The sequence below is a fragment of the Nitrosospira briensis genome, assembly GCF_900115125.1.
Lineage (GTDB): Bacteria > Pseudomonadota > Gammaproteobacteria > Burkholderiales > Nitrosomonadaceae > Nitrosospira > Nitrosospira briensis_A.
Genome location: NZ_FOVJ01000001.1, coordinates 641,676 through 661,071 on the forward strand (window position 1 = coordinate 641,676; position 19,396 = coordinate 661,071).

A 19,396-nucleotide genomic window follows, 5' to 3' on the forward strand; every position below is an offset into this window, starting at 1 on the left:
CGTGTTGCCCCTGCTCTGGCTTATTCCCACGCTGCCTCTAGCTGGTTTCCTGACGCTGGCGATGGGCCGACGCCATTTGAGCCGGCGCGGTGTGGCAGTAATTGGAACTGGCTCCGTAGCCCTCTCGGCACTCATCGCCATTCTGATCGCGATTGACTTCATCGTTGCAAGACCGGAGGGTCTCGCCTTTCAGCAGGAAGCGTGGGTCTGGATTGCCATCGCCGGTTTCTCGCCGAGGATCGGCTTTTATCTCGACGCGTTATCACTGGTAATGGTCCTGGTCGTGACCATCATCAGTTTCCTGATCCATCTCTATTCCACGGAATTCATGATTGGCGATGAGAGCTACGCGCGCTTTTTCGCCTATATGAATCTCTTCGTCGGTTCGATGTGTATCCTGGTTCTTGCCGACAATCTGCTGTTTCTTTACCTTGGCTGGGAAGGGGTGGGACTTTGCAGTTACCTGCTAATCGGATTCTGGTATCGGGACCCCGTCAACGGGCGCGCTGCGCGCAAAGCATTTATCGTGACCCGGATCGGCGATACCGCTATGGCGATCGGCCTTTTTCTGCTGTTCACTCATCTGGGAACCCTTGACATCCAGCCCTTGATGCAGCGCGTGACGCAGCAGTGGCCGGAGGGGTCGGAGCTCGCTATTCTCGCAGCCGCACTTCTGCTTGTCGGTGCGGTGGGCAAATCGGCCCAACTCCCGCTGCAGACCTGGCTGCCTGACGCAATGGCCGGCCCCACGCCGGTTAGCGCGCTGATCCATGCTGCGACGATGGTAACGGCGGGTGTCTATCTGATCGCCCGCTTGCATGTGCTCTTTTCGCTTGCGCCATCCGTACAACTGGCGGTAGCAGTAATAGGCGCTCTTACCCTGCTGCTGGCAGGGTTCAGTGCACTTGCCCAAAAAGACATCAAGCGCGTGCTCGCGTATTCGACCATAAGCCAGCTCGGCTATATGTTCCTTGCACTGGGAGTGGGGGCCTGGTCGGCAGCCATTTTTCACCTGATGACCCACGCCTTCTTCAAGGCTCTGCTGTTCCTGAGCGCAGGTGTGGTCATCACCAGCCTGCACGAGGAACATGATATTTTCCGGATGGGGGGGCTGAGGAAAAAACTTCCCGTTGCATTCTGGACTTTTCTGATCGGCAGCGCATCGCTCGCGGCGCTGCCGATCATCACGGCGGGCTTCTACAGCAAAGACCTGATTCTCTGGCAGGTCTGGTCGTCAGCAGGAGGGAGTCCATGGTTATGGGCCGCGGGATGGGGAGGTGCAATATTGACTGGCCTCTACATCTTTCGCGTGGTGTTTCTCGTCTTTTTTGGCGAAGCGAGGACTGCGACGCCTCCCGAAACCAGGCGGCCGGGGCTGCGGATAACGATACCGCTTATAGTTCTTGCCGCTCTCTCTCTGGTCGGCGGGTGGATTGAAACTCCATCTTTTCTCGGCAACTTGACGCTGTTTTCCAGCTTTATTCACCATGCCTTGCCGCCGGCTCAGGTTGTTCTTGACGGTAAAAATGACGAAACCATTCTGGAGTTGCTTGGAATTGCCGCCTCTCTTGGCAGCATCGCGTTGGCGCACCTGTTGTTTTTGAGATATCCCGCCTTTCTCCATGGGCTGATGCTGATCCCGGCATTCGCAAGAATCCGGAAGTTCTGGCACTTTGGCTGGGGATTCGACCGGTTTTATGAATTCGTGTTCGTCCGGCCCTATGTCTGGCTTGCGCACGCCAATCGGCACGACGTGATCGACAATATCTACAAAATAGTGATGTCGTTCACACTCAAGTGGCTCCGGAAGGTCGATCGGCACGACGTGGTCGACTATATCTACAGCGCCCTGGCCAGGCTTTGTCTGTTTCTCTATCGCGCCTTGAGTGCAACGCAAAACGGGCAGGTGCGCCGCTATGCAACCGCGATTGCCGCGGGGTCGGTCGGTATTATATTCATCGGGTTATTCGCATGATTCTCTCCGCATTAATTTTCATCCTGGTGGCCGGCGGCCTGCTGTCATGGATGGCGGATCGCTGGCATCGGGGCTCGGCGAAGTGGGTTGCGCTGGCTACGGTTGGCATCGAGCTCGTATTGACGATATGGCTTTGGCTGCAGTCGGCCGGCGCTATGGCTTTTCCCGCTCATGGGGGGTGGCTTGCGGAGACCAGGTCGGAGTGGATTCCGCGTTTTGGGGTGAGCTTTCATCTGGCCATGGATGGAATAAGCCTCCTCCTGGTCGTGCTGACCGCTTTTTTGGGGGTGGTATCGGTGGCATGTTCCTGGACGGAAATCCAGGAGCGTGCCGGGTTCTTTTACTTCAACCTGCTATGGACTTTGGCAGGGGCGGTCGGCGTATTCCTTGCGGTGGACCTGTTTCTGTTTTTCTTTTTCTGGGAGCTGATGCTGGTGCCGATGTATTTCATGATTGCGATCTGGGGCCATGAGAAGCGGCAGTACGCATCGATCAAGTTCTTCATTTTTGCCGAGGGGAGCGGCCTGCTCATGCTGGTGGCAATTCTTGCACTGGTATTCGTCCACTACAGAAGCACCGGAGTCCTGACATTCGATTATTTCGAACTTCTGAATACCCCCATGTCTCCCTCCACGGAATTATGGATCATGCTCGGCTTTTTCATTGCGTTCGCAGTCAAGGCGCCCATCGTGCCATTTCACACCTGGCTGCCGGACGCCCATACCGAGGCCCCGACAGCAGGAAGCGTGATTCTTGCAGGGGTGCTGCTGAAAACCGGAGCCTACGGGCTATTGCGCTTCGTTGTTCCGCTATTTCCCGAGGCGGCCGGGTATTTTGCCCCTGTGGCGATGTCGTTGGGAGCAGCCGGAGTTGTCTATGGCGCTCTCCTGGCGTTCGCCCAGACGGATTTCAAGCGCCTCGTGGCCTACACCAGCGTGAGTCACCTGGGTTTTGTGGTGCTCGGGATATTCGCCTGGAATCCCTGGTCGCTTGGGGGAGCCGCGATGCAAATGATCGCGCATGGCATCAGTACGGGAGCACTGTTTGTAATTGCAGGCATTTTGCAGGAACGGACGCACACCCGTGATATGCATCGCTTTGGAGGCCTGTGGGGTGTCATGCCGCGCTTGGCGGCAATGGGACTGTTTTTTGCCATTGCCGCGCTTGGGCTGCCGGGAATGGGTAATTTCGTCGGCGAATTCCTGGTGCTGTTGGGACTATCCCGCGTCAGCAGCGTGCTTGCTTCCGTCGCGGCCGCGGCATTTGTTGCCAGTGTCGTGTATGCGCTTGCGCTGGTGCAGAAAGTTTTTTATGGCGAGAATACGCATGGTTGGCAACTAAATGATCTATCGGGCCGGGAAATGGCGACTCTGTATTCAATGGCGGCCATTGCCCTTTGGCTGGGGCTGTACCCGCAACCGGTGCTCGATGCCGCGCCGGGCATCGCAAATGGTCCGCCCGCGATTGCCGTCGCCCACCAGGAGGGGAACGCGGAATGAACACGCCACCGTCCGCGCTACCCTCCAACCTGATGGCCTTATTCCCGCTCATCCTCCTTGCCGCGTCCGCGGTAGTGGTGATGCTGGCGGCAGCCTTTTATCGTCATCCTAGACCCGTCGTGATGTTGACGCTCACCGGGCTGGTTCTGTCATTTGCATCATTGTTTCTGTCCCAAGGCCTAGGGTCTCGTCAGGTTACGGCTCTGCTGGTACTGGATCACTATGCGCTGTTTTTTATCGGACTCATCCTTGCCGCGACGTTTGTCGTCGCGGTGTTGTGTTACCGCTACTTCGGCGGTGGCGAAAGCCGGCACGAGGCCCTTTACATCCTGCTGCTGCTTGCTGCCCTCGGCGGCGGGGTTCTCGTCGCGAGCAGCCATTTTGCCTCGTTTTTGCTGGGCGTGGAACTGCTCAGCATTTCACTGTTTGCATTGATCGCTTATCCGCGATTCAGGGAGCTTCCTCTCGAAGCGGGAATTAAATACCTGATCCTGGCAGGGTTTTCGTCCGGATTGCTTTTGTTTGGCATGGCGCTGGTCTACGCACAACTTGGAACGATGCAGTTTGCGAAAATCGGAACAATGCTTGCTGCGCCTGACGAGGCGTTGGAACTCTACGGGATGGCTGGGCTCGCACTGATCGTGACGGGTGTTGGATTCAAGCTGGCGCTGGTGCCTTTTCATATGTGGACTCCGGATGTATATGAAGGTGCGCCTGCACCGATTGCCGCATTTATCGCCACTGTTTCAAAGGGCGCCATGCTTGTACTGATGCTGCGCTATTTCCTGGTGGCCGGAGCGTATCAGTCGCAGCCAATCACGCTGGCATTGAGCTTGGTTGCCGTCATGACGATCCTGATTGGCAACGTGCTCGCGCTGTTGCAAGATAACGTCAAACGGATTCTTGCCTATTCTTCCATTGCGCAGCTTGGCTATCTGCTCGTTGGATTTCTGGCTTACGGTGGATTGGCAATCGAGGCAGTTGCCTATTATCTCACTGCCTATTTTGTCACCATGCTGGGCGCCTTCGGCGTGATAACGGTACTGTCCGCCGGGTTAAATGATGGATCCGATGGCTTAGCAGAACGGGATAGCGACCGGCTTGCCGATTATGCCGGTCTTTTCTGGCACAGGCCATGGCTGGCAGGAATATTTACCGCCATGCTGCTGTCGCTTGCTGGAATCCCGTTGACTATGGGCTTTATCGGCAAGTTTTACATTTTAACGGCCGGGGTGAAAGCATCGTTATGGATACCCGTAATCGCGGTGGTTGTTGGCAGTACGATCGGGCTGTATTATTACCTGCGAATTATTGCCGCGTTGTTTGCGCATGACGCGAAGGTGGGCTTTGTACCAGAGGCAAAATTTGCAGGTACGATCTCCTTGGCGGAAAGTGTAACGCTGGCTACGCTAACATTGCTGCTAATAGCGCTGGGTATTTATCCGACGCTGCTTATTCAGTTGCTTGAAACAACGGTCGTACACCTGGCCGGGGTTCCTGAATTCTTTGCATTAGCCGGTTTGGTTACCGGGGTGTGAGAGGGATAAGGCAAATAAAAGAGGCCCGGCAAGGAGTAGTTGGCCTGTGCCGGGCCAGTGGCATCCACTACAAGAGGGAGAAAAAAGCGGACGCCAAAGTGTAGTATCTCTGATCTGCTTCCAACGCTCTGTACCCGACCGCACATAAGGGTAATTATTTTTAACAAATCTAAATATTTTTAACAAATCTAAAATCATCGGCCGAGATTCAAAATAATGTGATTTGCGCATAATGTATATTATGTTAAATAGTGTCTTAACCGGTACCTCTGTGAAATAATAAAAGCACGTTTCCTATTGTTCTTTTTTCTCTTCCGCAAGCGCAGGCCATCTGGCAAACGCAATAACCCACAGAAGAACCAGAATGCCTCCGGGGACCAATGCAATGAACGACAACGCGGGTTTAAAGCCTGCGCGCCCGCAAATCTTCCACAGCGGAAAGACGAAAAAGAGTGCCGATACTATTAACCATTGCAGGATCGCGAATTCATTCATATCACCTCCATATATGGAAAACTATTTTTCTCAGGGTAGCTAAAAACGCTTTCATGTTTCAAGTTTTATCTCTCCCCGTCATTTCTGCCATTTCGCCTTGTGGGCGAATAGTCGCTGTCTTTTTCATGCATACGCACTTTTTGGAGGATAATAATATTTTCCGATTCAGGCAAACCAGGCTCCATTTTCTCAATGCATCTATCAATTATCATTCCGGCTTTCAACGAAGAGCTTCTGATTGAAAGCTGCCTGCAATCCATTTCTACATCATTGGCTGCGAATTACAAGCCCGGTTTTACATCCGAGGTCATCGTGGTGGACAACAACTCAACCGACAACACGGCTGCTCTGGCGAGGCAGGCCGGCGCTCAAGTGGTTTTTGAGCCGATCAATCAGATCGGCCGGGCGCGCAATACCGGCGCCGTTGCGGCGACAGGCGACTGGTTGCTGTTTGTCGATGCCGACAGTATTCTGAACTCCGGGTTGCTTGCTGACATCCTGCGGCTTATAGAAGACGGCAAGAGTGTAGGTTGTGGCAGCACCATACAAATGCAGGGATTACCGTGGTGGGCCGACTGGACATTGAAACTATGGACGAGTGTGTCGATCCTGTTTAGTTGGGCCGCTGGCGCGTTGGTTGTTTGCCGAAGCGATGCGTTTCGCGATGTGGGCGGTTTCGACCAGGAACTCTATGCGGCTGATGAAGTCACGCTAAGCCAGAAGCTAAAGAAGTGGGGACGACAACGCGGCCTTCAATTCGTGATCCTGACAAAGCATCCCCTGGAGTCGTCGTCTCGCAAGGTGCGGCTCTACTCGGGCCGGGAAATCGCCGGGCAAATCCTCCGCGTTATTCTGAGCCCCCGGCGGACGTTGCAAGACAAGAAGCACTTGTCGGTATGGTATGACGGACGGCGTTGATTGCCTCGCGAAAGTCACCAGAAAGACGTGGGTATGTCCATTGATATTGACACACTTGCGAATCTCTCTCAGGGGCGCCTTCCCTGCGGCTTTCACTCATCGCGCTCATGCGCCTCTTCAGAGGCTCATGTCACCATAAGTCCCCCAGCACCCTGTTGAGCACAAAAAGCACCACGGCAAGCGCAAGCAAGCCCAACAATTTATTGCGCTCCCCAATCATGTCAGGGGCCAAGCCAGACGCGCGGTTAAGCCGACGGAAGAAATGCAGGGCGATAAAAATGCCGACCACCATCGCCGCATACAATATCTCCACATACCCTATTTCAAAATACCACTCGCTCTTGTTCACACTGTTTTACGGTTTTCAGTATGGGTTACCAACACCCCTACCATGTGCCGCGTTTTCCTTATTCGAGACAATTATTGAAGCGCCCTACCCTCTGGCCTAGTGCCCCGATGTATGCAATAGCTTCAGCAGTTCTTCTGCTGCGGGGCGTGAGGACGCGGGATTCTGGCCGGTTATCAGCATGCCGTCCACCTGAACATAGGGCATCCAGTTGTCCATCTTGCTGTAAATGCCGCCCCGCTCCCTCAACTGGTCTTCCAGCAGAAAAGGGACCACGGAGGTCAAGCCCACCGCCTCTTCTTCTGTATTTGCAAACCCGGTCACGCGTTTTCCTTTTACCAGATATTCGCCGTCTTTTCCTCTTACATTTATCAACGCCGCCGGCGCGTGACATACTGCGGCGACTGGTTTGTCTGACTTCACGAAATCCTCGATCAGGGCAATGGATATCGCATTGTCTGGCAGGTCCCACATCGGGCCATGTCCTCCAGGATAAAAGACTCCGTCAAAATCGCTTGCTGAAATGTAGGTCAGTTCTTCCGTGTTGGCAAACTGAGACTGTGCAGTGCCATCGGTACGGAATTGCCTTGTCAAGTGAGTCTGGTTTTCCGGTAGATCGCTTTTTGGATCGATAGGTGGCTGGCCTCCCTTTGGCGAGGCCAGCACTATCTCTGCACCGGCTTCCTTCAACACATAGTAAGGAGCAACGAATTCTTCCAGCCATAGGCCGGTTTTCTTTCCTGTATTGCCGAGCTGGTCGTGAGACGTGAGAACAATGAGAACCTTCATGGAATACCTCCTTTCGGTTGACAACCGTCATGAAACCCCAGTGTACTGCAGCAGAGTGCGGGTAATCCTCCTTCTCCACCAGGCTTACCGGCCTCTTGCTCTGTCTCGAGGGTCAGCACAGTCCCCAACGGATCCAGTGTCTGGCGGCTTGCAGCATTCGAGAGTATAGTTTTTCCTGGTTCATGAGAAAACCGTGACATCAATATACGGGCTGCGGTCGCGTGAAGAGCACAGAACCGCGCCGTCAAAGATTGCGCCTACCCTGCCCCAGCCAGTTTACCAATAGCAGGAATAAGCATGGCTTTCAAACCCGGCGGTAAACAGACCATGCTGGCAATTCATATTCCGAGCTACGGAGGGCCAGAAGTATTGGTGTGCACTGCGCGTCCCATTCCCCAGCCGGAAAGCGGCAATGTTCTGATTAAAGTCCAGGCGGCCGGCATCAATCGCCCGGATATGCTGCAAAGGCGGGGACTTTACCTGCCGCCAGCGGGAGCATCCGAAATCCCCGGGCTTGAAGTCGCCGGAGAGGTCATCGCGAACGGTGAGGGAGCGGCGCGCTTCAAGCTGGGCGACAAGGTATGCGCGCTCGTCGCAGGAGGCGGTTATGCGGAATATTGTGCGGTGCATGAAAGTAACGCATTGCCGGTGCCGCACGGTCTCAGCATCGTTGAAGCGGCGGCACTGCCGGAAACTTTCTTCACCGTTTGGGCGAACCTGTTTCAGCGAGGCAAGATTAGAGCCGGGGAAACGGTTCTGATTCACGGAGGCTCCTCCGGTATCGGCACAACCGCTACCATGCTCTCGAAGGCATTCGGCGCCATCGTGCTGGTAACAGCAGGCACGGAGGAGAAGCGCCAGGCATGCCTTGCGTTGGGCGCCGACATGGCCATCAATTACCACCTGCAGGATTTCGTCGAGGAAACCAGGAAATTCACTGGTGGAAAAGGGGTCGATGTCGTTGTGGATATAATTGCTGGAGATTATGTTGCAAGGAATTACAAGGCTGCCGCACTGAACGGCCGTATTGTCCAGATCGGTGTCCAGAATGGTCCAGCCAGGGAACTGAACCTGATGGCGATGCTGACCAAGCGCCTTACGCATACGGGTTCTACATTACGGTCTCGCAGCGTTGCGGAGAAAGCACAGATTGCGCAGGAACTGGAACAGCAAGTCTGGCCCCTGTTGCAAGAGGGGAAATTCAAGCCCGTGATATTCAAGGTATTCAGGCTCGAAGAAGCAGCACGTGCCCATGCACTGATGGAGTCAGGCTCGCATATTGGAAAAATTGTTTTGACGACGGCTGCTCTTGAAACGGATTGCCGCGGGTAGTCAAAATAAAGCAATACAGTTGAGCCGTTCGCCCAAGCCTTCGTTTATATCTGAGTCCGATTATTCGCAGTTTACCATCCAGGGTATGCCGAACCGATCGACAAGCATGCCGAACCTCGCTGCCCAAAAGGTTTCCTGAAGCGCCATCCGCACCGTTCCATTTTCTGACAATGCCTGGAATATGCGTTCCGCTTCTGCCGTATCGCTCGTGTTGAGCGATATGGACATCCCTTTTGTTTCTTCATAATACTCGGGCGGACTATCAGAGCCCATCAATACCTGGTCTCCTACTGCTAAACGGACATGCATGATTTTGTTGTGCCACTCCGACGGCGTTTGCTCCGCCATCGGGGAGCTCCCGTAGTTGAGTATTACTCCGATCTTGCCGCCAAGGCATTGCTCGTAGAATCTGAATGCTTCCTCGCATTGCCCATTGAAACTAAGATAAGGATTCAGTTGCATAACGCGCTCCCTTGCGTGAAAAAATACGATAGTTCACCGTTGGTAATATTCTCGTTTGCTCCGGCAAAGGCTATGGTTCGAGATCGAACAGAGCCTTGCCGCTTTCCACCGCGAACAGCACGGAAAAGTGTTCTTGCACAACCTTCCATTTTCCATTTAGCTTGTGGTAGCAGGTAGTCACGCATCCAGCAGGCGTTGTCCTTGCCGTTTTCGTCTTTTACGCCACACCAATTGAGGCAATGGGAGAAGGCCGTGTCATCTGCCGCCGCAATCTTCAGATCATCTATTTCGAAGACCATCTCGCCGGCCGGACACATGGAAACACATGCCTCCCAGTGGTTTCGGTATGCATCCACTCCTTTGAACTGAAGCTGGGATATTGCATCGAACGCGAGGATATCCCGCGCATAATGGGACACTATCCCATCAATATCCTTCGCCTGGACCGCTTTCTGCCAGCTATCCATCAATTCATGGATATCATCCTCCGCTTTTGCTGTATTGATCATGATCATCCTACTTCATGAAACGGATAGGATCGTGCCGGATTCACCATGATGGTTATAAGCACGTTACAGGATTAAGGATGTCATGTCATCAGTTGCCTGTCGTAGAGAGCCGGAATGAGCGGACCGATTCCATTTTAAGCAATACTTCCGCCAGGCTTGAGGCTCTGCCGGCGTCTGTGGTTCGAATATCCATACGATATTCAAATAGCCCTGCCTGCGTAATGCGATAACTCATGGTGGCAATTTCAAACCCATGGTCGGCCACCAATTTCCGGACTTCGTTTTCCGGCATTACGTTGTTTCTATCAAAGCCGACATAATATTGCGCGTAGGACAAACGCGGAAGTTTGTTTTCAATCAGACGGAACAGCGAGAGAATACCGAGCGTAAGGATGGTCCCAAGAATGGCGGGAAAGAAAAATCCGATTCCCATCAAAATGCCGATCCCGGCCGTCGTCCAGATGGAAGCAGCGGTGGTCAATCCACGTACGCTCAGGCCTTCCTTGAAAATTACGCCTGCACCGAGAAAACCAATCCCCGTCATGATTCCCTGGGCCATTCGGGTCGGGTCCATGCGTATGGCATCCAAGGGAATGCCCGGCAGCCACTTCGATTGAAAGAGCGTTACCAGCATCAGTAAGCTGGATGCCAGGCACACCAGCGCGTGTGTCCTGAAACCCGCCGGATGCCCATGCCAACTTCGCTCGAGGCCGATGACGCCACCTGCCACCAACGCTCCGAAAAGATGAATGACGACAGTCAAGGAATCGTCAATGTTCATACTGTCTCCAAGAACTTCTCTTTCTGAACAACTATAGAGTAGACATTAATCTTCAATTTTTCGATTATTCTTATAATTGCGCGCGTTTCACGGTAATGTAAATTATTAAATATATGCGTTCCACGATAATTAAAATTATTAGAAATATTCAGTATATAAATGATTATACTGAATATTATTCTACCTAACCACCTTACAGATTCCGCCACTAAAAAATATGGGGTGGGCCTTCATTAGCGGAACATCGATCAGAGGATGATGGTCAAATCTTTATAGCTAACTGATCGTGCGTTTCTGAGTCAGGAGGTCGAGGTCGCCCATGAAGACCATCTACGAAATTTTGATGGCGGCGCCGCCGGCGCAAGTCACGCGATGCAAAATTGCCATGGTGGAGATAGCTCACGGCCACTGGGAGGCCGCTGCATCAACGATGGAAGATGCAATACAGGAATCGGAGCCCGGAGAATGGGTTCTCGATTGCATGCAGATGAGGGATTTCTGCGTGATGATGGATAAGGTGAAGTGCCAGGGCTTAAGTGGCGTGGCAAAAAACCGGGGAACCGGAATGGATCGCTTAGTGAATTGAGACAGCTGCCGGGGCCTAAATCAAGCAGCGCCGCCGCTGGCGCTGATATTTTGTCCGGTAACCCAGCCCGCGCCATCGCTGGCCAAAAAAAGCACTACGCGCGCGATATCCTCCGGCTCGCCGACACGGCCCAGAAAAGACATCGCTGCCATCCGCTTGATTGTTTCCTCGCTTTTTCCGGTATTAAACATTTCGGTATTGACCGGTCCTGGCGAAACGATGTTGGCAGTAATTCCGCGTTCCCCGACTTCTCTCGCGAAGACGCGCGTCAGTTGCTCCACGGCGCCTTTACTGGCTGCGTATGCGCCGTAGCCCGGCAACATCAGCCGGGTAACGGTGCTTGAGAGGCTGATAACGCGGCCGCCGTCCGCCATTCGTGTCGCTGCTTCCCGCAAGGCATAGAAAATACCTTTCACGTTAATGCTCAACACCCCGTCAAATTCCTCGTCGCCGATCTCGGCGATTTTTTTGGAAAGAAGCACGCCAGCATTGTTAACAAGGATGTCCAGGCGCTTGAAGCGCTCGATTGCTGCGTCAAACAGCATCCGCACCTGAATCGGGTCGCTGACATCCGCCTTGACCGCCCACGATTCACCCCCCGCATTCGTTATTGCAGCGCATACCGCGTCCGCGGCTTCCCGGTTCCCTGCGTAGTTGACAATGACTTTTGCGCCAGCGCCTGCCAGCGATCGCGCAATCTCGGCGCCGATGCCCCGTGACGAACCAGTGATGACTGCGACTTTATCCTGAAGCGGCTTCGTCATTTTGAATGTTTTCCGATGAATGAATGGGCGCTGACGCTAGCTTTACCGGGAGCGACAGATTTTATTCACACGCTTCCAATCTTTGCAATTCTGCTGGAAAAATGCCTGCACATTTAGCAGGCGACTCTGTTCTCCTGCCTGCCATCGCGTTCTGCGAAGCTCAACTCTATGCCGTTGCCTGCCGGATCCTTCAAGAACAGCTGGACTATGCCCAATTCCGGTACCCGGCCGGTCCTGAATTCGACATTATGCCGCTTCAGGCGCTCTTCCATTTCCGTGCGCCCCGTGCAGTTAAATGCTACATGATCGAAAGTGGTAGCTACATGCGTATGTCTTACCTCATCGGGATTTGCCTGGCTCAAGTGGAGGAGGCATTGATCACCGGCATAAAGCCAATACCCGAAGCTGTCAAAAGGCGGCCGCTGACCTTGCGCGAGCCCTACTACTTCGCAATAGAATGTTTTAAGTTCGTCCATCAACGCACGCGGGGCGCATAAATTATAGTGATTAAAGCCAATCGTATTCATGGGATTACTCTAACAGTGAAAATTCGCCCAAGTCTTCTGCTTATTCCTTTGCTCCATGGGACTTCAGCAATTCGACGAAATCAGTGTTTTTCTTGCTCGAAGCCCAGTCCAACGCAGATTTGCCCCATTCGTTTCTGATGTTGGGGTCCGCACCATTTTTCAAGAGGACCCGGGCGGCATCAAGATGGTTTCCCTTTGCTGCCATCATCAACGCAGTCGTGCCATTGCGGGAAGCTGAATTGACAGGCACCCCACCTTCCAATAATAGCTGGATGATCTTTGGGTGGCCGCCCGATGCCGCGTAAATCAACGGATTCCATCCTTCATGATTGATTTCCGCTCCCTTGATATAAAGTTTCTCGACGACGCTCTCCAGTCCGTTATAACTGGCAAGCATGATGGCGGTTTCTCCATATCTATTGCGCAGGTTGAGCTTGGCCCCGGCATTTGTCAGCACATCGGCGAGCGCGGGATTCTTATTCCTGATCGCAACCATCAGAAGCGTATTCCCGTTCTCATCCGGAGTATTTGGGTCTGCGCCCTTGGCGAGCAGCTTCGTTACGTCTCCGGTGTTATTGTCTTCAACCGCCCAGCGTAAATCTTCATAGACGCCAGCTACCGCGATCGAATGCTGGCAAAGGCTGGCAACGAATAGCACAGCGGCCGCGAAAAAGAATTTTGATGAAATCATGATCAGGCCGCCCCTGCCTTGAACAAGTTGAAAAAATTATCGGTGGTGGCTGTACCCACCTCGTCGATGCTGATACCGCGCAATGCCGCTATCTCTTCCGCGACGTGCCGCACAAACGCTGGCTGGTTTATCTTGCCGCGATGAGGTACCGGGGCAAGATAAGGTGAATCGGTTTCTATCAGCATTTTCTCCAGTTTGATTCTTCTGGCTACGTCCTTCAGTGCAACGGCATTCTTGAAAGTGACAATGCCGGAAAAAGAAATATAGAAATTCATTTCCATTGCTTGCTGCGCCACTTCCCAGCTTTCCGTGAAGCAATGCATCACCCCGCCGACGGCATCCGCGCCCTCCTCCGCCATGATGCGCAGCGTGTCCGCCGCAGCTTCGCGGGTGTGGACAATGAGTGGCTTGCCGCATATTCGCGCTGCGCGGATATGCTGGCGGAAACGCTCCCGCTGCCATTCCAGATCGCCTTTCAGCCGAAAATAATCAAGGCCTGTTTCCCCGATGGCGATGACTTTTGGATGATTAGCCAGAGACGCCAGTTGCTGCGCTTGCGGCTCCGTCAGATTTTCGTAATCGGGGTGAACGCCCACGGAAGCAAACAGGTTAGGATGAGTTTCCGCCAATGCAAGCACTCGGGGAAAGTCTTCGAGATTAACGCTCACGCAGAGCGCGTGGCTGACATCATTGTCCTGCATTCCCGCCAGCAGTTTGTTAAGGTTGCTGGCAAGGTCGGGAAAATCCAGATGACAGTGAGAGTCAATAAACATGGCGCGACAGGCAAGTGCAGGACATGGGATTGGTTGAGCACATCGCAATTAATATTCCTCAATCAATTCATCTACTCGCGATGGCGAGGTGGCAGAGATAGTGCCCTGAGGTAAGAAAACAGTAATTCTTCCAGGAACAACCGGGGGTTGAACGGATGGCTTGCCAGCTGTTGTGTTTCGCCCAGTGTACGCAGATAGGCCGCCAGTGGTCTAGGTGCAATTTTATATGCCAGTGGTTCGATGGCGGCAAGCATAGCCGGATGATAGCGGATTTTTCCGGTCATCCGGAAACTCATTAAATCATAGCACCACTTTTGCAACCAGTTGACGACAGTGGGCAAGTCTGATTTCTGCATTTCCTCCGCCAATGCAATGGGATTGAAATTTCCCGGTGAGCTGATTTGCCGGATGAAGGCGCCGTGCCGTTCAAGATAATTGTCGTCGTTGAATTCCATTGCGGCCAATGGAGCGTATCCGGCCGAAGCCAGGCAAACTTCAGGCTCTTTGACGCCCTGCTGCTTGAGCCAGGCGGTGGCAATAGCGGGGTCAGGCGCAGGCATGGCTATCTGCCGGCAGCGGCTGCGTATCGTTGGCAGCAAATGCTGGGCCTGGTGGGTAACAAGTATGAACAGAACCTTAAGAGGTGGCTCTTCCAGATTCTTAAGCAGGGCATTGGCGGCGGCGGGATTCATGGCTTCCGCCGGATGAATCAGGATGATTTTATAACCATTCTGATGGCTGGATACATTGATGAAATCAGCAAGCTCGCGTATCTGGGCGACACTGATCTGTTTGCTCGGCTTTTTCCTCGATTTTGCACTGCCAGACTCCGCCACGGCATCTGTGACCTCTGCCATCGCAGCTGGCTCGGTGTCGGCATCACTATCGCTTCCATTGCGCTCGGATCCAGATATTGTTGAAGGGTTCGATAACGCCAGAGGCTCGATCAAACGAAAATCCGGGTGGCTGCCTTGTTCGAACCACCGGCAGCTTGAGCAGATTCCACACGCGTCGCTTTCATCAGAAATGTTTTCGCACAGCCTGGATTTAGCGAAAAAAACTCCAAACGCCAGCTTGCCAAGGCCCTTCCTGCCCCGCAGCAGCAAGGCGTGAGCAGACGATGTGCTTTCTCCTCGAGCATTCCTTCGGGTGTCAAGGGCCAGTTTTCGCCAAACTTCTTTTTGCCAGGGATAAATAGTTATCATATGCAATATCTTGCGACAACTACTTCAACTAAATTCTTGACTGATGCCAGGGGTTGGCTGGCGTCTATTACCTTTACCCGATCCGGAAACTTATAAGCCCTTTCCAGATATGCGTCTCGCACTCTTTCGAAAAACTCGTCCTGTTCTTTTTCGAACCGGTCTGCTGGTTTGATGGCGCTTATTCGCTGCCTGCCCAATTCGACCGTTACATCGAAATAAAGCGTTAGATCGGGCTGGAAGTTTCCATGCACCCAATATTCGAGCTCTTCGAGTTTCTGCGTTGCCAGTCCCCGTCCACCGCCCTGATAGGCAAAGCTGGCATCGGTGAAACGGTCTGAAATTACCCAATCGCCGCGATCGAGCGCCGGCAAAATAACTTTATCCAGATGTTCCCGCCGTGCGGCAAACATGAGTAACGCCTCTGTTTCCGCGTGTATTGCCAGGCTATTATCAAGCAGGAGTTCGCGCAGCGCCTCGCCCAGTCGCGTGCCCCCCGGTTCGCGCGTCACGATAACGTTTTTGCCTCTATCCTCCAAGATGCTCTGGACCCAGCTGAGGTGAGTACTTTTGCCCGCGCCGTCTATGCCTTCCAGCGTGATGAACCTGCCCTTGCTCGTTTTCAAAGTTGTCAATCGTGAAGTTTTTTAGGTTCGCCCCTTGAGGCTGATGGGGCTGCTGCTGATCAGAAGGACGCTACTCATCAGGACAATATGAAGTTTAGCCTAAAGCGACAATAGTATCGTCTGATATTGATGTTTTTGAATTTGAGCCGAAAAAAACAAACCGGCTCGCCCCAAAGTGGAATCCCGCAATCGGGTATACTGGTCGAGGAACCGTAGCGTCATGAAAAGACTGATAAACCGTCGGAAAAGGCGCTTAAACATAATTACATCAGGAGTTTATCCATGATTTGGGATATTGGAAGCTTAGTGGCCCGGTACACTGCCTTGATTGCCCTGGTATTCGGACTGTGCTTACCCCCTGTTTTTGCAGAACAAATGGAAGAGGCCACAGCAGATATGTCCGAGCCAGCTTCGCATCCTATGGGTGAACCGTTGACGGACTTCGAGAAAATGGAGGTGCATCATCGACGCTATAGTACGGCTGCCAACAATATGGCCCAGTTGTTCAAGCAATTGAATCAAAACGTTCAAGATGTTTCGCTGGCCGCCAAAACCGTTGAAGCCAAGGATAGTTCCCATAATCGGCGCTTGCTGGAAACCAGATTACGTCAGCTGGAAAATATGCGCGCTTCCTACAGTACTCAATATTCCCAACTGTATGCTCAGATGCAGAACGAATATCGCAATTACGCCGCACTGAACAATAACCTGAAGGTTAAGCACGACGCTATCAAAGATTCAAGGAAGCGGGAAGACACGGGCAAAGAGATCAAAGGCGAGAAAGTGAAACAGGCAAAAACCAAAGACTCCAGCTTAAAAGACTCGAAGGGAAAGGAATCGAAGAGAAGGAATGCAAAGGCCGGAGAACCCAAAAACCAGGAACCGAAGGTGAACGACGATTCAGCAATTAAAGATCCACGGGTTATGGATATGGATACTGAAGAACTGAGGGCCAGGCGGGACGGAACCCGGCCTCCCGCCACAACGTCGGGATCAGATGCGGGTCCAAGTTTGAATATCGTCCGATAGCACCTTGGGCTGCGGGATACCAGGAGCAAGTCGAGCCCCGCCCAACGCCAAAACGATGACGGGCAGAGCAATTACGGAATGAATACAGACCGCCAGATTATCGTGAAATCCCCCAGATCTCGGCCAGGCGTGCATCGCGGCCGCAGTTGCTACGATAATATGAATAGCGGATCGGATTCTTGATGTAGTAGTCCTGATGGTATTCCTCAGCGGGATAAAACTCGGTAGCGGGTAAAATCTCGGTCGCGATCGACTCCGTAAAACGGCCCGAGGCGGCAAGCTCTGCCTTGGATGCTTCCGCCTGCATGCGCTGATCACTATCTTCATAAAAAATTGCACTGCGGTATTGCGAGCCGTTATCGCAGAATTGACCGTTGGAGGCAAGCGGATCTATCGTCGGCCAAAACGCAACCAGCAGCTTGGCGAAGCTGGTCTTTTTAGGATCGAAACGCACTTGCACCGCTTCAATATGACCAGTTTTGCCGGAAGAGACCTCCCGGTAGGTCGGATTGGCCTTGGTGCCGCCAATATATCCGGATGTAGTGGAAATTACCCCCGGGACCTTGTCGAAATCGGCTTCCGTGCACCAAAAGCAGCCACCGGCAAAGGTGGCGATGCCCACCATGGAAGACTCGCCGGTTGGGCCTGCGGGCGAGTTCGCGGATGAAGCAGCGGATGAGTCGCCTATCGATTTACTGCGCGCGGCAGGCTGTTCGCACGCCGCCAGGGTAACCAGCGCAATGCCCAGCAGCAAGCCATCAATTACCCGGTGAATATGATAAGTGGAAGCCATGTCACGAAATATGGATGACCTCGACAATGGTATCTCGAAGCTGATCAACCTCTTAGCGCCGGTAGTTTTTCACCCTTCGCCACGAACCGGAGTGCCAGGCCGTTGTTGCACCAGCGCTCTCCTCTCGGAGGGGGACCGTCATTGAATACGTGGCCCTGATGACCTTCACAGCGTGCGCAGTGGTACTCGGTGCGCGGCATGATCATCCTGAAGTCACGCTTTGTTTGCATATGCCCTGCTATAGGTTGCGTGAAACTTGGCCATCCGGTACCGCTTTCATATTTGTGCGCGCTATCGAACAGTGGCAAATAGCATGCCGCGCAAATGAAGATCCCATCCCGATCTTCGTAATTCAAGGCACTGCTGCGCGGAGGTTCCGTATCTTCTTCGAACAACACCTTATACGCGGAGGGTGAAACCAGGCCTCGCCATTCTTCATGCGGCTTGTTCAAAGGTTGTACCGTTACCGCGGCCGGCGTGTTTGCGGCTGTTTTGTTGCCGGAGCACGCCGAAATCAAGGGCAGCACTGGCAGCGTGGCGAGACCTTGCAGTATGGCGCGTCGTTTCATAGGGGATCTCCTTGCGTTTCCAGAAACTTTGACCATACGCGGCCGTTATGGTTTCTCCGCGGTGTTTTGTGCCCCTTTTTCGGCAGGTGGCACTGTCAGTGACACGACCGGTTACGGCCTTATTGCTGCGGCCGCGATACATACCCCGCGAGCGCTTCCCGTAATCTTTTCTCCTGATCCGGCGACAGGTTTGTTCGCAGTACCTTGCCTTTAACATCGGAAAGTTCGGCCAAAACCTTTTCCGGTTCCGCCTTCCGCGCGAGTACGAAAAGGGCCGATGAGTTTGGCGGAACCGTTTCGCTTAGTGACTTGATGAAGTCGTCGGGGATACCATAGTCGCCAAGGGAGCCCGAAAGCGCTCCCGCACTGGCGCCAAAAATACTTCCTATCAAGAATCCCGCAGTTGGATTCAAGAACAGCAGCCCAACGAAGGCACCCAGGAGACCCCCGGAAAGCAAGCCGGTAGACGCGTCAAGAGCGGTAAGATCGATGCTTTGCTTGAGGTGCACCTCGCCTGACTCGTCACGGACTACAACAACCGCGTCCTCAAGATCTATCAACTGCTGCCTCTTCAGGGCTTTAAGCCTCCACAAGACCTCGTCGGCTTTCAAGGTATTTTCAAAACCAATTACCACCAGATCAGACATGTTGCTCTCCTTTCAAAAGCTGCGATGCGTGGCAGGGATAATAAGTGCCGGAAATGCCGGGCAGCATAACTTATGGCAGGGGTTGCGGATGACCAAGGTTAAAGGTTGATTTCCGAGCGGGACGAAACTTGTGCTTGACTTTATCAATAATGGTTATATCATAATACACGTTGTATAAGTGATACCCTCCTTTGTAAGTGGAAACTTGAAACCCGAAGCCGGTTTGCCCGTCTTCGGGTTTTTTTAGGCCCTGCTGATCGAGGCTCAACTCAGGAGTGCCGATGCATTACCGGCTTCAGTCTACTAACCGGAATAACTCGGCGGAGCACCGCGGCCTGCACCGAATTTCTTCATTTACGATGTCCGAGTACCAACCCCGCTATTTCCAGACCCAGACCGAGGGCGAAAAGAACTGCGCCGATCCAGATATTTTCTGGCGCAAAAAACATCAGTATGCCCCCCAGTATGAGCAGCACGACAGATAAAAACCGCCTGGTCCGAGGATTTCTAATCATGTATGTGGAAATTCTTCGCGAACAAGATAA

At 53.1% G+C, this 19,396-nt stretch carries 23 protein-coding genes; 7 read left to right on the plus strand and 16 right to left on the minus strand.

Annotated features, from left to right (window positions below; all coding sequences use genetic code 11):
- Window position 1 precedes the first annotated feature (1 nt).
- The 3 genes from nuoL to BMZ14_RS02960 are packed head-to-tail and all read left to right on the plus strand — an operon-like array spanning window position 2 to window position 5,012.
- Entirely contained in the window at window positions 2-1,975 is a 1,974-nt protein-coding gene (gene nuoL / locus BMZ14_RS02950; protein ID WP_074794423.1) for an NADH-quinone oxidoreductase subunit L, read from the plus strand.
- Window positions 1,972-3,474 carry an NADH-quinone oxidoreductase subunit M gene (gene nuoM, locus BMZ14_RS02955; RefSeq protein ID WP_074794426.1) on the plus strand — a complete coding sequence of 501 codons (1,503 nt, stop codon included), beginning with the start codon at window positions 1,972-1,974 and terminating at the stop codon, window positions 3,472-3,474. Before nuoL ends, nuoM begins: the two co-directional genes overlap by 4 nt.
- Complete coding sequence (locus tag BMZ14_RS02960) at window positions 3,471-5,012, plus strand: NADH-quinone oxidoreductase subunit N (protein ID WP_074794429.1); 1,542 nt, start codon at window positions 3,471-3,473, stop codon at window positions 5,010-5,012. Before nuoM ends, BMZ14_RS02960 begins: the two co-directional genes overlap by 4 nt.
- A gap of 294 nt (window positions 5,013-5,306) precedes the next feature.
- Here the strand turns inward: BMZ14_RS02960 and BMZ14_RS02965 are convergent, their stop codons facing one another.
- Window positions 5,307-5,507, minus strand: coding sequence for a hypothetical protein (locus tag BMZ14_RS02965; RefSeq protein ID WP_074794432.1), 201 nt, complete (start codon window positions 5,505-5,507; stop codon window positions 5,307-5,309).
- Between the two features lie 192 nt (window positions 5,508-5,699).
- On the opposite strand from BMZ14_RS02965, the gene BMZ14_RS02970 reads away from it, so the two are divergent.
- Window positions 5,700-6,425, plus strand: a complete 726-nt coding sequence (locus BMZ14_RS02970) for a glycosyltransferase (RefSeq protein ID WP_074794435.1) — start codon at window positions 5,700-5,702, stop codon at window positions 6,423-6,425.
- A 130-nt stretch (window positions 6,426-6,555) separates the two neighbouring features.
- Here BMZ14_RS02970 and BMZ14_RS02975 read toward each other — a convergent pair whose 3' ends face one another.
- Together BMZ14_RS02975 and BMZ14_RS02980 are read right to left on the minus strand one after the other, a co-directional pair.
- Window positions 6,556-6,774, minus strand: coding sequence for a hypothetical protein (locus BMZ14_RS02975; RefSeq protein WP_074794437.1), 219 nt, complete (start codon window positions 6,772-6,774; stop codon window positions 6,556-6,558).
- Between the two features lie 96 nt (window positions 6,775-6,870).
- Window positions 6,871-7,560 carry a type 1 glutamine amidotransferase domain-containing protein gene (locus BMZ14_RS02980; RefSeq protein WP_074794440.1) on the minus strand — a complete coding sequence of 230 codons (690 nt, stop codon included), beginning with the start codon at window positions 7,558-7,560 and terminating at the stop codon, window positions 6,871-6,873.
- 297 nt (window positions 7,561-7,857) lie between these two features.
- On the opposite strand from BMZ14_RS02980, the gene BMZ14_RS02985 reads away from it, so the two are divergent.
- The gene (locus BMZ14_RS02985; protein ID WP_074794443.1) at window positions 7,858-8,892 is read left to right on the plus strand and encodes an NAD(P)H-quinone oxidoreductase; all 1,035 of its coding nucleotides are present in this window, start codon (window positions 7,858-7,860) and stop codon (window positions 8,890-8,892) included.
- 60 nt (window positions 8,893-8,952) lie between these two features.
- Here the strand turns inward: BMZ14_RS02985 and BMZ14_RS02990 are convergent, their stop codons facing one another.
- From BMZ14_RS02990 to BMZ14_RS03000, 3 genes are all read right to left on the minus strand, one after another.
- Window positions 8,953-9,354: a VOC family protein gene (locus BMZ14_RS02990; RefSeq protein ID WP_074794446.1), complete on the minus strand. Its 402-nt coding sequence runs from the start codon at window positions 9,352-9,354 to the stop codon at window positions 8,953-8,955.
- Window positions 9,345-9,863, minus strand: a complete 519-nt coding sequence (locus BMZ14_RS02995) for a YybH family protein (protein WP_256208343.1) — start codon at window positions 9,861-9,863, stop codon at window positions 9,345-9,347. The genes BMZ14_RS02990 and BMZ14_RS02995 overlap by 10 nt, the downstream gene beginning before the upstream one ends.
- A gap of 88 nt (window positions 9,864-9,951) precedes the next feature.
- The gene (locus tag BMZ14_RS03000) at window positions 9,952-10,644 is read right to left on the minus strand and encodes an MgtC/SapB family protein (RefSeq protein WP_074794449.1); all 693 of its coding nucleotides are present in this window, start codon (window positions 10,642-10,644) and stop codon (window positions 9,952-9,954) included.
- Window positions 10,645-10,963: 319 nt separating this feature from the next.
- Here BMZ14_RS03000 and BMZ14_RS03005 point away from each other — a divergent pair, with 319 nt between their 5' ends.
- The gene (locus BMZ14_RS03005) at window positions 10,964-11,230 is read left to right on the plus strand and encodes a hypothetical protein (RefSeq protein ID WP_074794452.1); all 267 of its coding nucleotides are present in this window, start codon (window positions 10,964-10,966) and stop codon (window positions 11,228-11,230) included.
- A gap of 20 nt (window positions 11,231-11,250) precedes the next feature.
- Here the strand turns inward: BMZ14_RS03005 and BMZ14_RS03010 are convergent, their stop codons facing one another.
- The 6 genes from BMZ14_RS03010 to tmk all read right to left on the minus strand — a co-directional run bounded on the left by BMZ14_RS03010 (window position 11,251) and on the right by tmk (window position 15,822).
- Window positions 11,251-11,994 (minus strand): SDR family oxidoreductase, encoded by a 744-nt coding sequence (locus BMZ14_RS03010; RefSeq protein WP_074794455.1) that lies wholly within the window; start codon window positions 11,992-11,994, stop codon window positions 11,251-11,253.
- 113 nt (window positions 11,995-12,107) lie between these two features.
- On the minus strand, window positions 12,108-12,521 hold the full coding sequence (locus BMZ14_RS03015; RefSeq protein WP_074794458.1) for a VOC family protein: 414 nt from the start codon (window positions 12,519-12,521) through the stop codon (window positions 12,108-12,110).
- Between the two features lie 40 nt (window positions 12,522-12,561).
- Window positions 12,562-13,212 carry an ankyrin repeat domain-containing protein gene (locus BMZ14_RS03020; RefSeq protein ID WP_074794461.1) on the minus strand — a complete coding sequence of 217 codons (651 nt, stop codon included), beginning with the start codon at window positions 13,210-13,212 and terminating at the stop codon, window positions 12,562-12,564.
- A 2-nt stretch (window positions 13,213-13,214) separates the two neighbouring features.
- Entirely contained in the window at window positions 13,215-13,985 is a 771-nt protein-coding gene (locus BMZ14_RS03025) for a TatD family hydrolase (protein WP_074794464.1), read from the minus strand.
- Between the two features lie 71 nt (window positions 13,986-14,056).
- Complete coding sequence (holB, locus tag BMZ14_RS03030; RefSeq protein WP_074794467.1) at window positions 14,057-15,190, minus strand: DNA polymerase III subunit delta'; 1,134 nt, start codon at window positions 15,188-15,190, stop codon at window positions 14,057-14,059.
- Window positions 15,187-15,822 (minus strand): dTMP kinase, encoded by a 636-nt coding sequence (gene tmk, locus BMZ14_RS03035; protein WP_256208344.1) that lies wholly within the window; start codon window positions 15,820-15,822, stop codon window positions 15,187-15,189. The genes holB and tmk overlap by 4 nt, the downstream gene beginning before the upstream one ends.
- Window positions 15,823-16,095: 273 nt before the next feature.
- Between tmk and BMZ14_RS03040 the strand changes: the two genes are divergently transcribed.
- Window positions 16,096-16,842: a hypothetical protein gene (locus BMZ14_RS03040; RefSeq protein ID WP_074794473.1), complete on the plus strand. Its 747-nt coding sequence runs from the start codon at window positions 16,096-16,098 to the stop codon at window positions 16,840-16,842.
- A gap of 97 nt (window positions 16,843-16,939) precedes the next feature.
- On the opposite strand, the gene msrA is transcribed toward BMZ14_RS03040, so the two are convergent.
- The 4 genes from msrA to BMZ14_RS14980 form a co-directional block, all read right to left on the minus strand.
- A complete protein-coding gene (msrA, locus tag BMZ14_RS03045; protein WP_074794476.1) occupies window positions 16,940-17,635 on the minus strand; it encodes a peptide-methionine (S)-S-oxide reductase MsrA in 696 nt (231 codons plus the stop codon).
- 44 nt (window positions 17,636-17,679) lie between these two features.
- Window positions 17,680-18,204, minus strand: a complete 525-nt coding sequence (gene msrB / locus BMZ14_RS03050) for a peptide-methionine (R)-S-oxide reductase MsrB (RefSeq protein WP_074794479.1) — start codon at window positions 18,202-18,204, stop codon at window positions 17,680-17,682.
- A 119-nt stretch (window positions 18,205-18,323) separates the two neighbouring features.
- The gene (locus BMZ14_RS03055) at window positions 18,324-18,851 is read right to left on the minus strand and encodes a DUF1269 domain-containing protein (RefSeq protein WP_074794482.1); all 528 of its coding nucleotides are present in this window, start codon (window positions 18,849-18,851) and stop codon (window positions 18,324-18,326) included.
- Between the two features lie 350 nt (window positions 18,852-19,201).
- On the minus strand, window positions 19,202-19,366 hold the full coding sequence (locus tag BMZ14_RS14980; RefSeq protein WP_177186892.1) for a hypothetical protein: 165 nt from the start codon (window positions 19,364-19,366) through the stop codon (window positions 19,202-19,204).
- Window positions 19,367-19,396 lie beyond the last annotated feature (30 nt).

Bases quoted from the DNA above. Each gene is read 5' to 3' on its own strand.
- BMZ14_RS03005 (WP_074794452.1), top strand. From the start codon at position 10,964: ATGAAGACCATCTACGAAATTTTGATGGCGGCGCCGCCGGCGCAAGTC.
- BMZ14_RS03020 (WP_074794461.1), bottom strand. From the start codon at position 13,212: ATGATTTCATCAAAATTCTTTTTCGCGGCCGCTGTGCTATTCGTTGCC.
- holB (WP_074794467.1), bottom strand. From the start codon at position 15,190: ATGATAACTATTTATCCCTGGCAAAAAGAAGTTTGGCGAAAACTGGCC.
- msrB (WP_074794479.1), bottom strand. From the start codon at position 18,204: ATGAAACGACGCGCCATACTGCAAGGTCTCGCCACGCTGCCAGTGCTG.
- BMZ14_RS03055 (WP_074794482.1), bottom strand. From the start codon at position 18,851: ATGTCTGATCTGGTGGTAATTGGTTTTGAAAATACCTTGAAAGCCGAC.
- BMZ14_RS02980 (WP_074794440.1), bottom strand. From the start codon at position 7,560: ATGAAGGTTCTCATTGTTCTCACGTCTCACGACCAGCTCGGCAATACA.
- nuoM (WP_074794426.1), top strand. From the start codon at position 1,972: ATGATTCTCTCCGCATTAATTTTCATCCTGGTGGCCGGCGGCCTGCTG.
- BMZ14_RS02985 (WP_074794443.1), top strand. From the start codon at position 7,858: ATGGCTTTCAAACCCGGCGGTAAACAGACCATGCTGGCAATTCATATT.
- BMZ14_RS03025 (WP_074794464.1), bottom strand. From the start codon at position 13,985: ATGTTTATTGACTCTCACTGTCATCTGGATTTTCCCGACCTTGCCAGC.
- BMZ14_RS02995 (WP_256208343.1), bottom strand. From the start codon at position 9,863: ATGATCAATACAGCAAAAGCGGAGGATGATATCCATGAATTGATGGAT.
- BMZ14_RS02990 (WP_074794446.1), bottom strand. From the start codon at position 9,354: ATGCAACTGAATCCTTATCTTAGTTTCAATGGGCAATGCGAGGAAGCA.
- BMZ14_RS02965 (WP_074794432.1), bottom strand. From the start codon at position 5,507: ATGAATGAATTCGCGATCCTGCAATGGTTAATAGTATCGGCACTCTTT.
- BMZ14_RS03040 (WP_074794473.1), top strand. From the start codon at position 16,096: ATGATTTGGGATATTGGAAGCTTAGTGGCCCGGTACACTGCCTTGATT.
- BMZ14_RS02960 (WP_074794429.1), top strand. From the start codon at position 3,471: ATGAACACGCCACCGTCCGCGCTACCCTCCAACCTGATGGCCTTATTC.
- BMZ14_RS02970 (WP_074794435.1), top strand. From the start codon at position 5,700: ATGCATCTATCAATTATCATTCCGGCTTTCAACGAAGAGCTTCTGATT.
- msrA (WP_074794476.1), bottom strand. From the start codon at position 17,635: ATGGCTTCCACTTATCATATTCACCGGGTAATTGATGGCTTGCTGCTG.
- BMZ14_RS03010 (WP_074794455.1), bottom strand. From the start codon at position 11,994: ATGACGAAGCCGCTTCAGGATAAAGTCGCAGTCATCACTGGTTCGTCA.
- BMZ14_RS03015 (WP_074794458.1), bottom strand. From the start codon at position 12,521: ATGAATACGATTGGCTTTAATCACTATAATTTATGCGCCCCGCGTGCG.
- BMZ14_RS14980 (WP_177186892.1), bottom strand. From the start codon at position 19,366: ATGATTAGAAATCCTCGGACCAGGCGGTTTTTATCTGTCGTGCTGCTC.
- BMZ14_RS03000 (WP_074794449.1), bottom strand. From the start codon at position 10,644: ATGAACATTGACGATTCCTTGACTGTCGTCATTCATCTTTTCGGAGCG.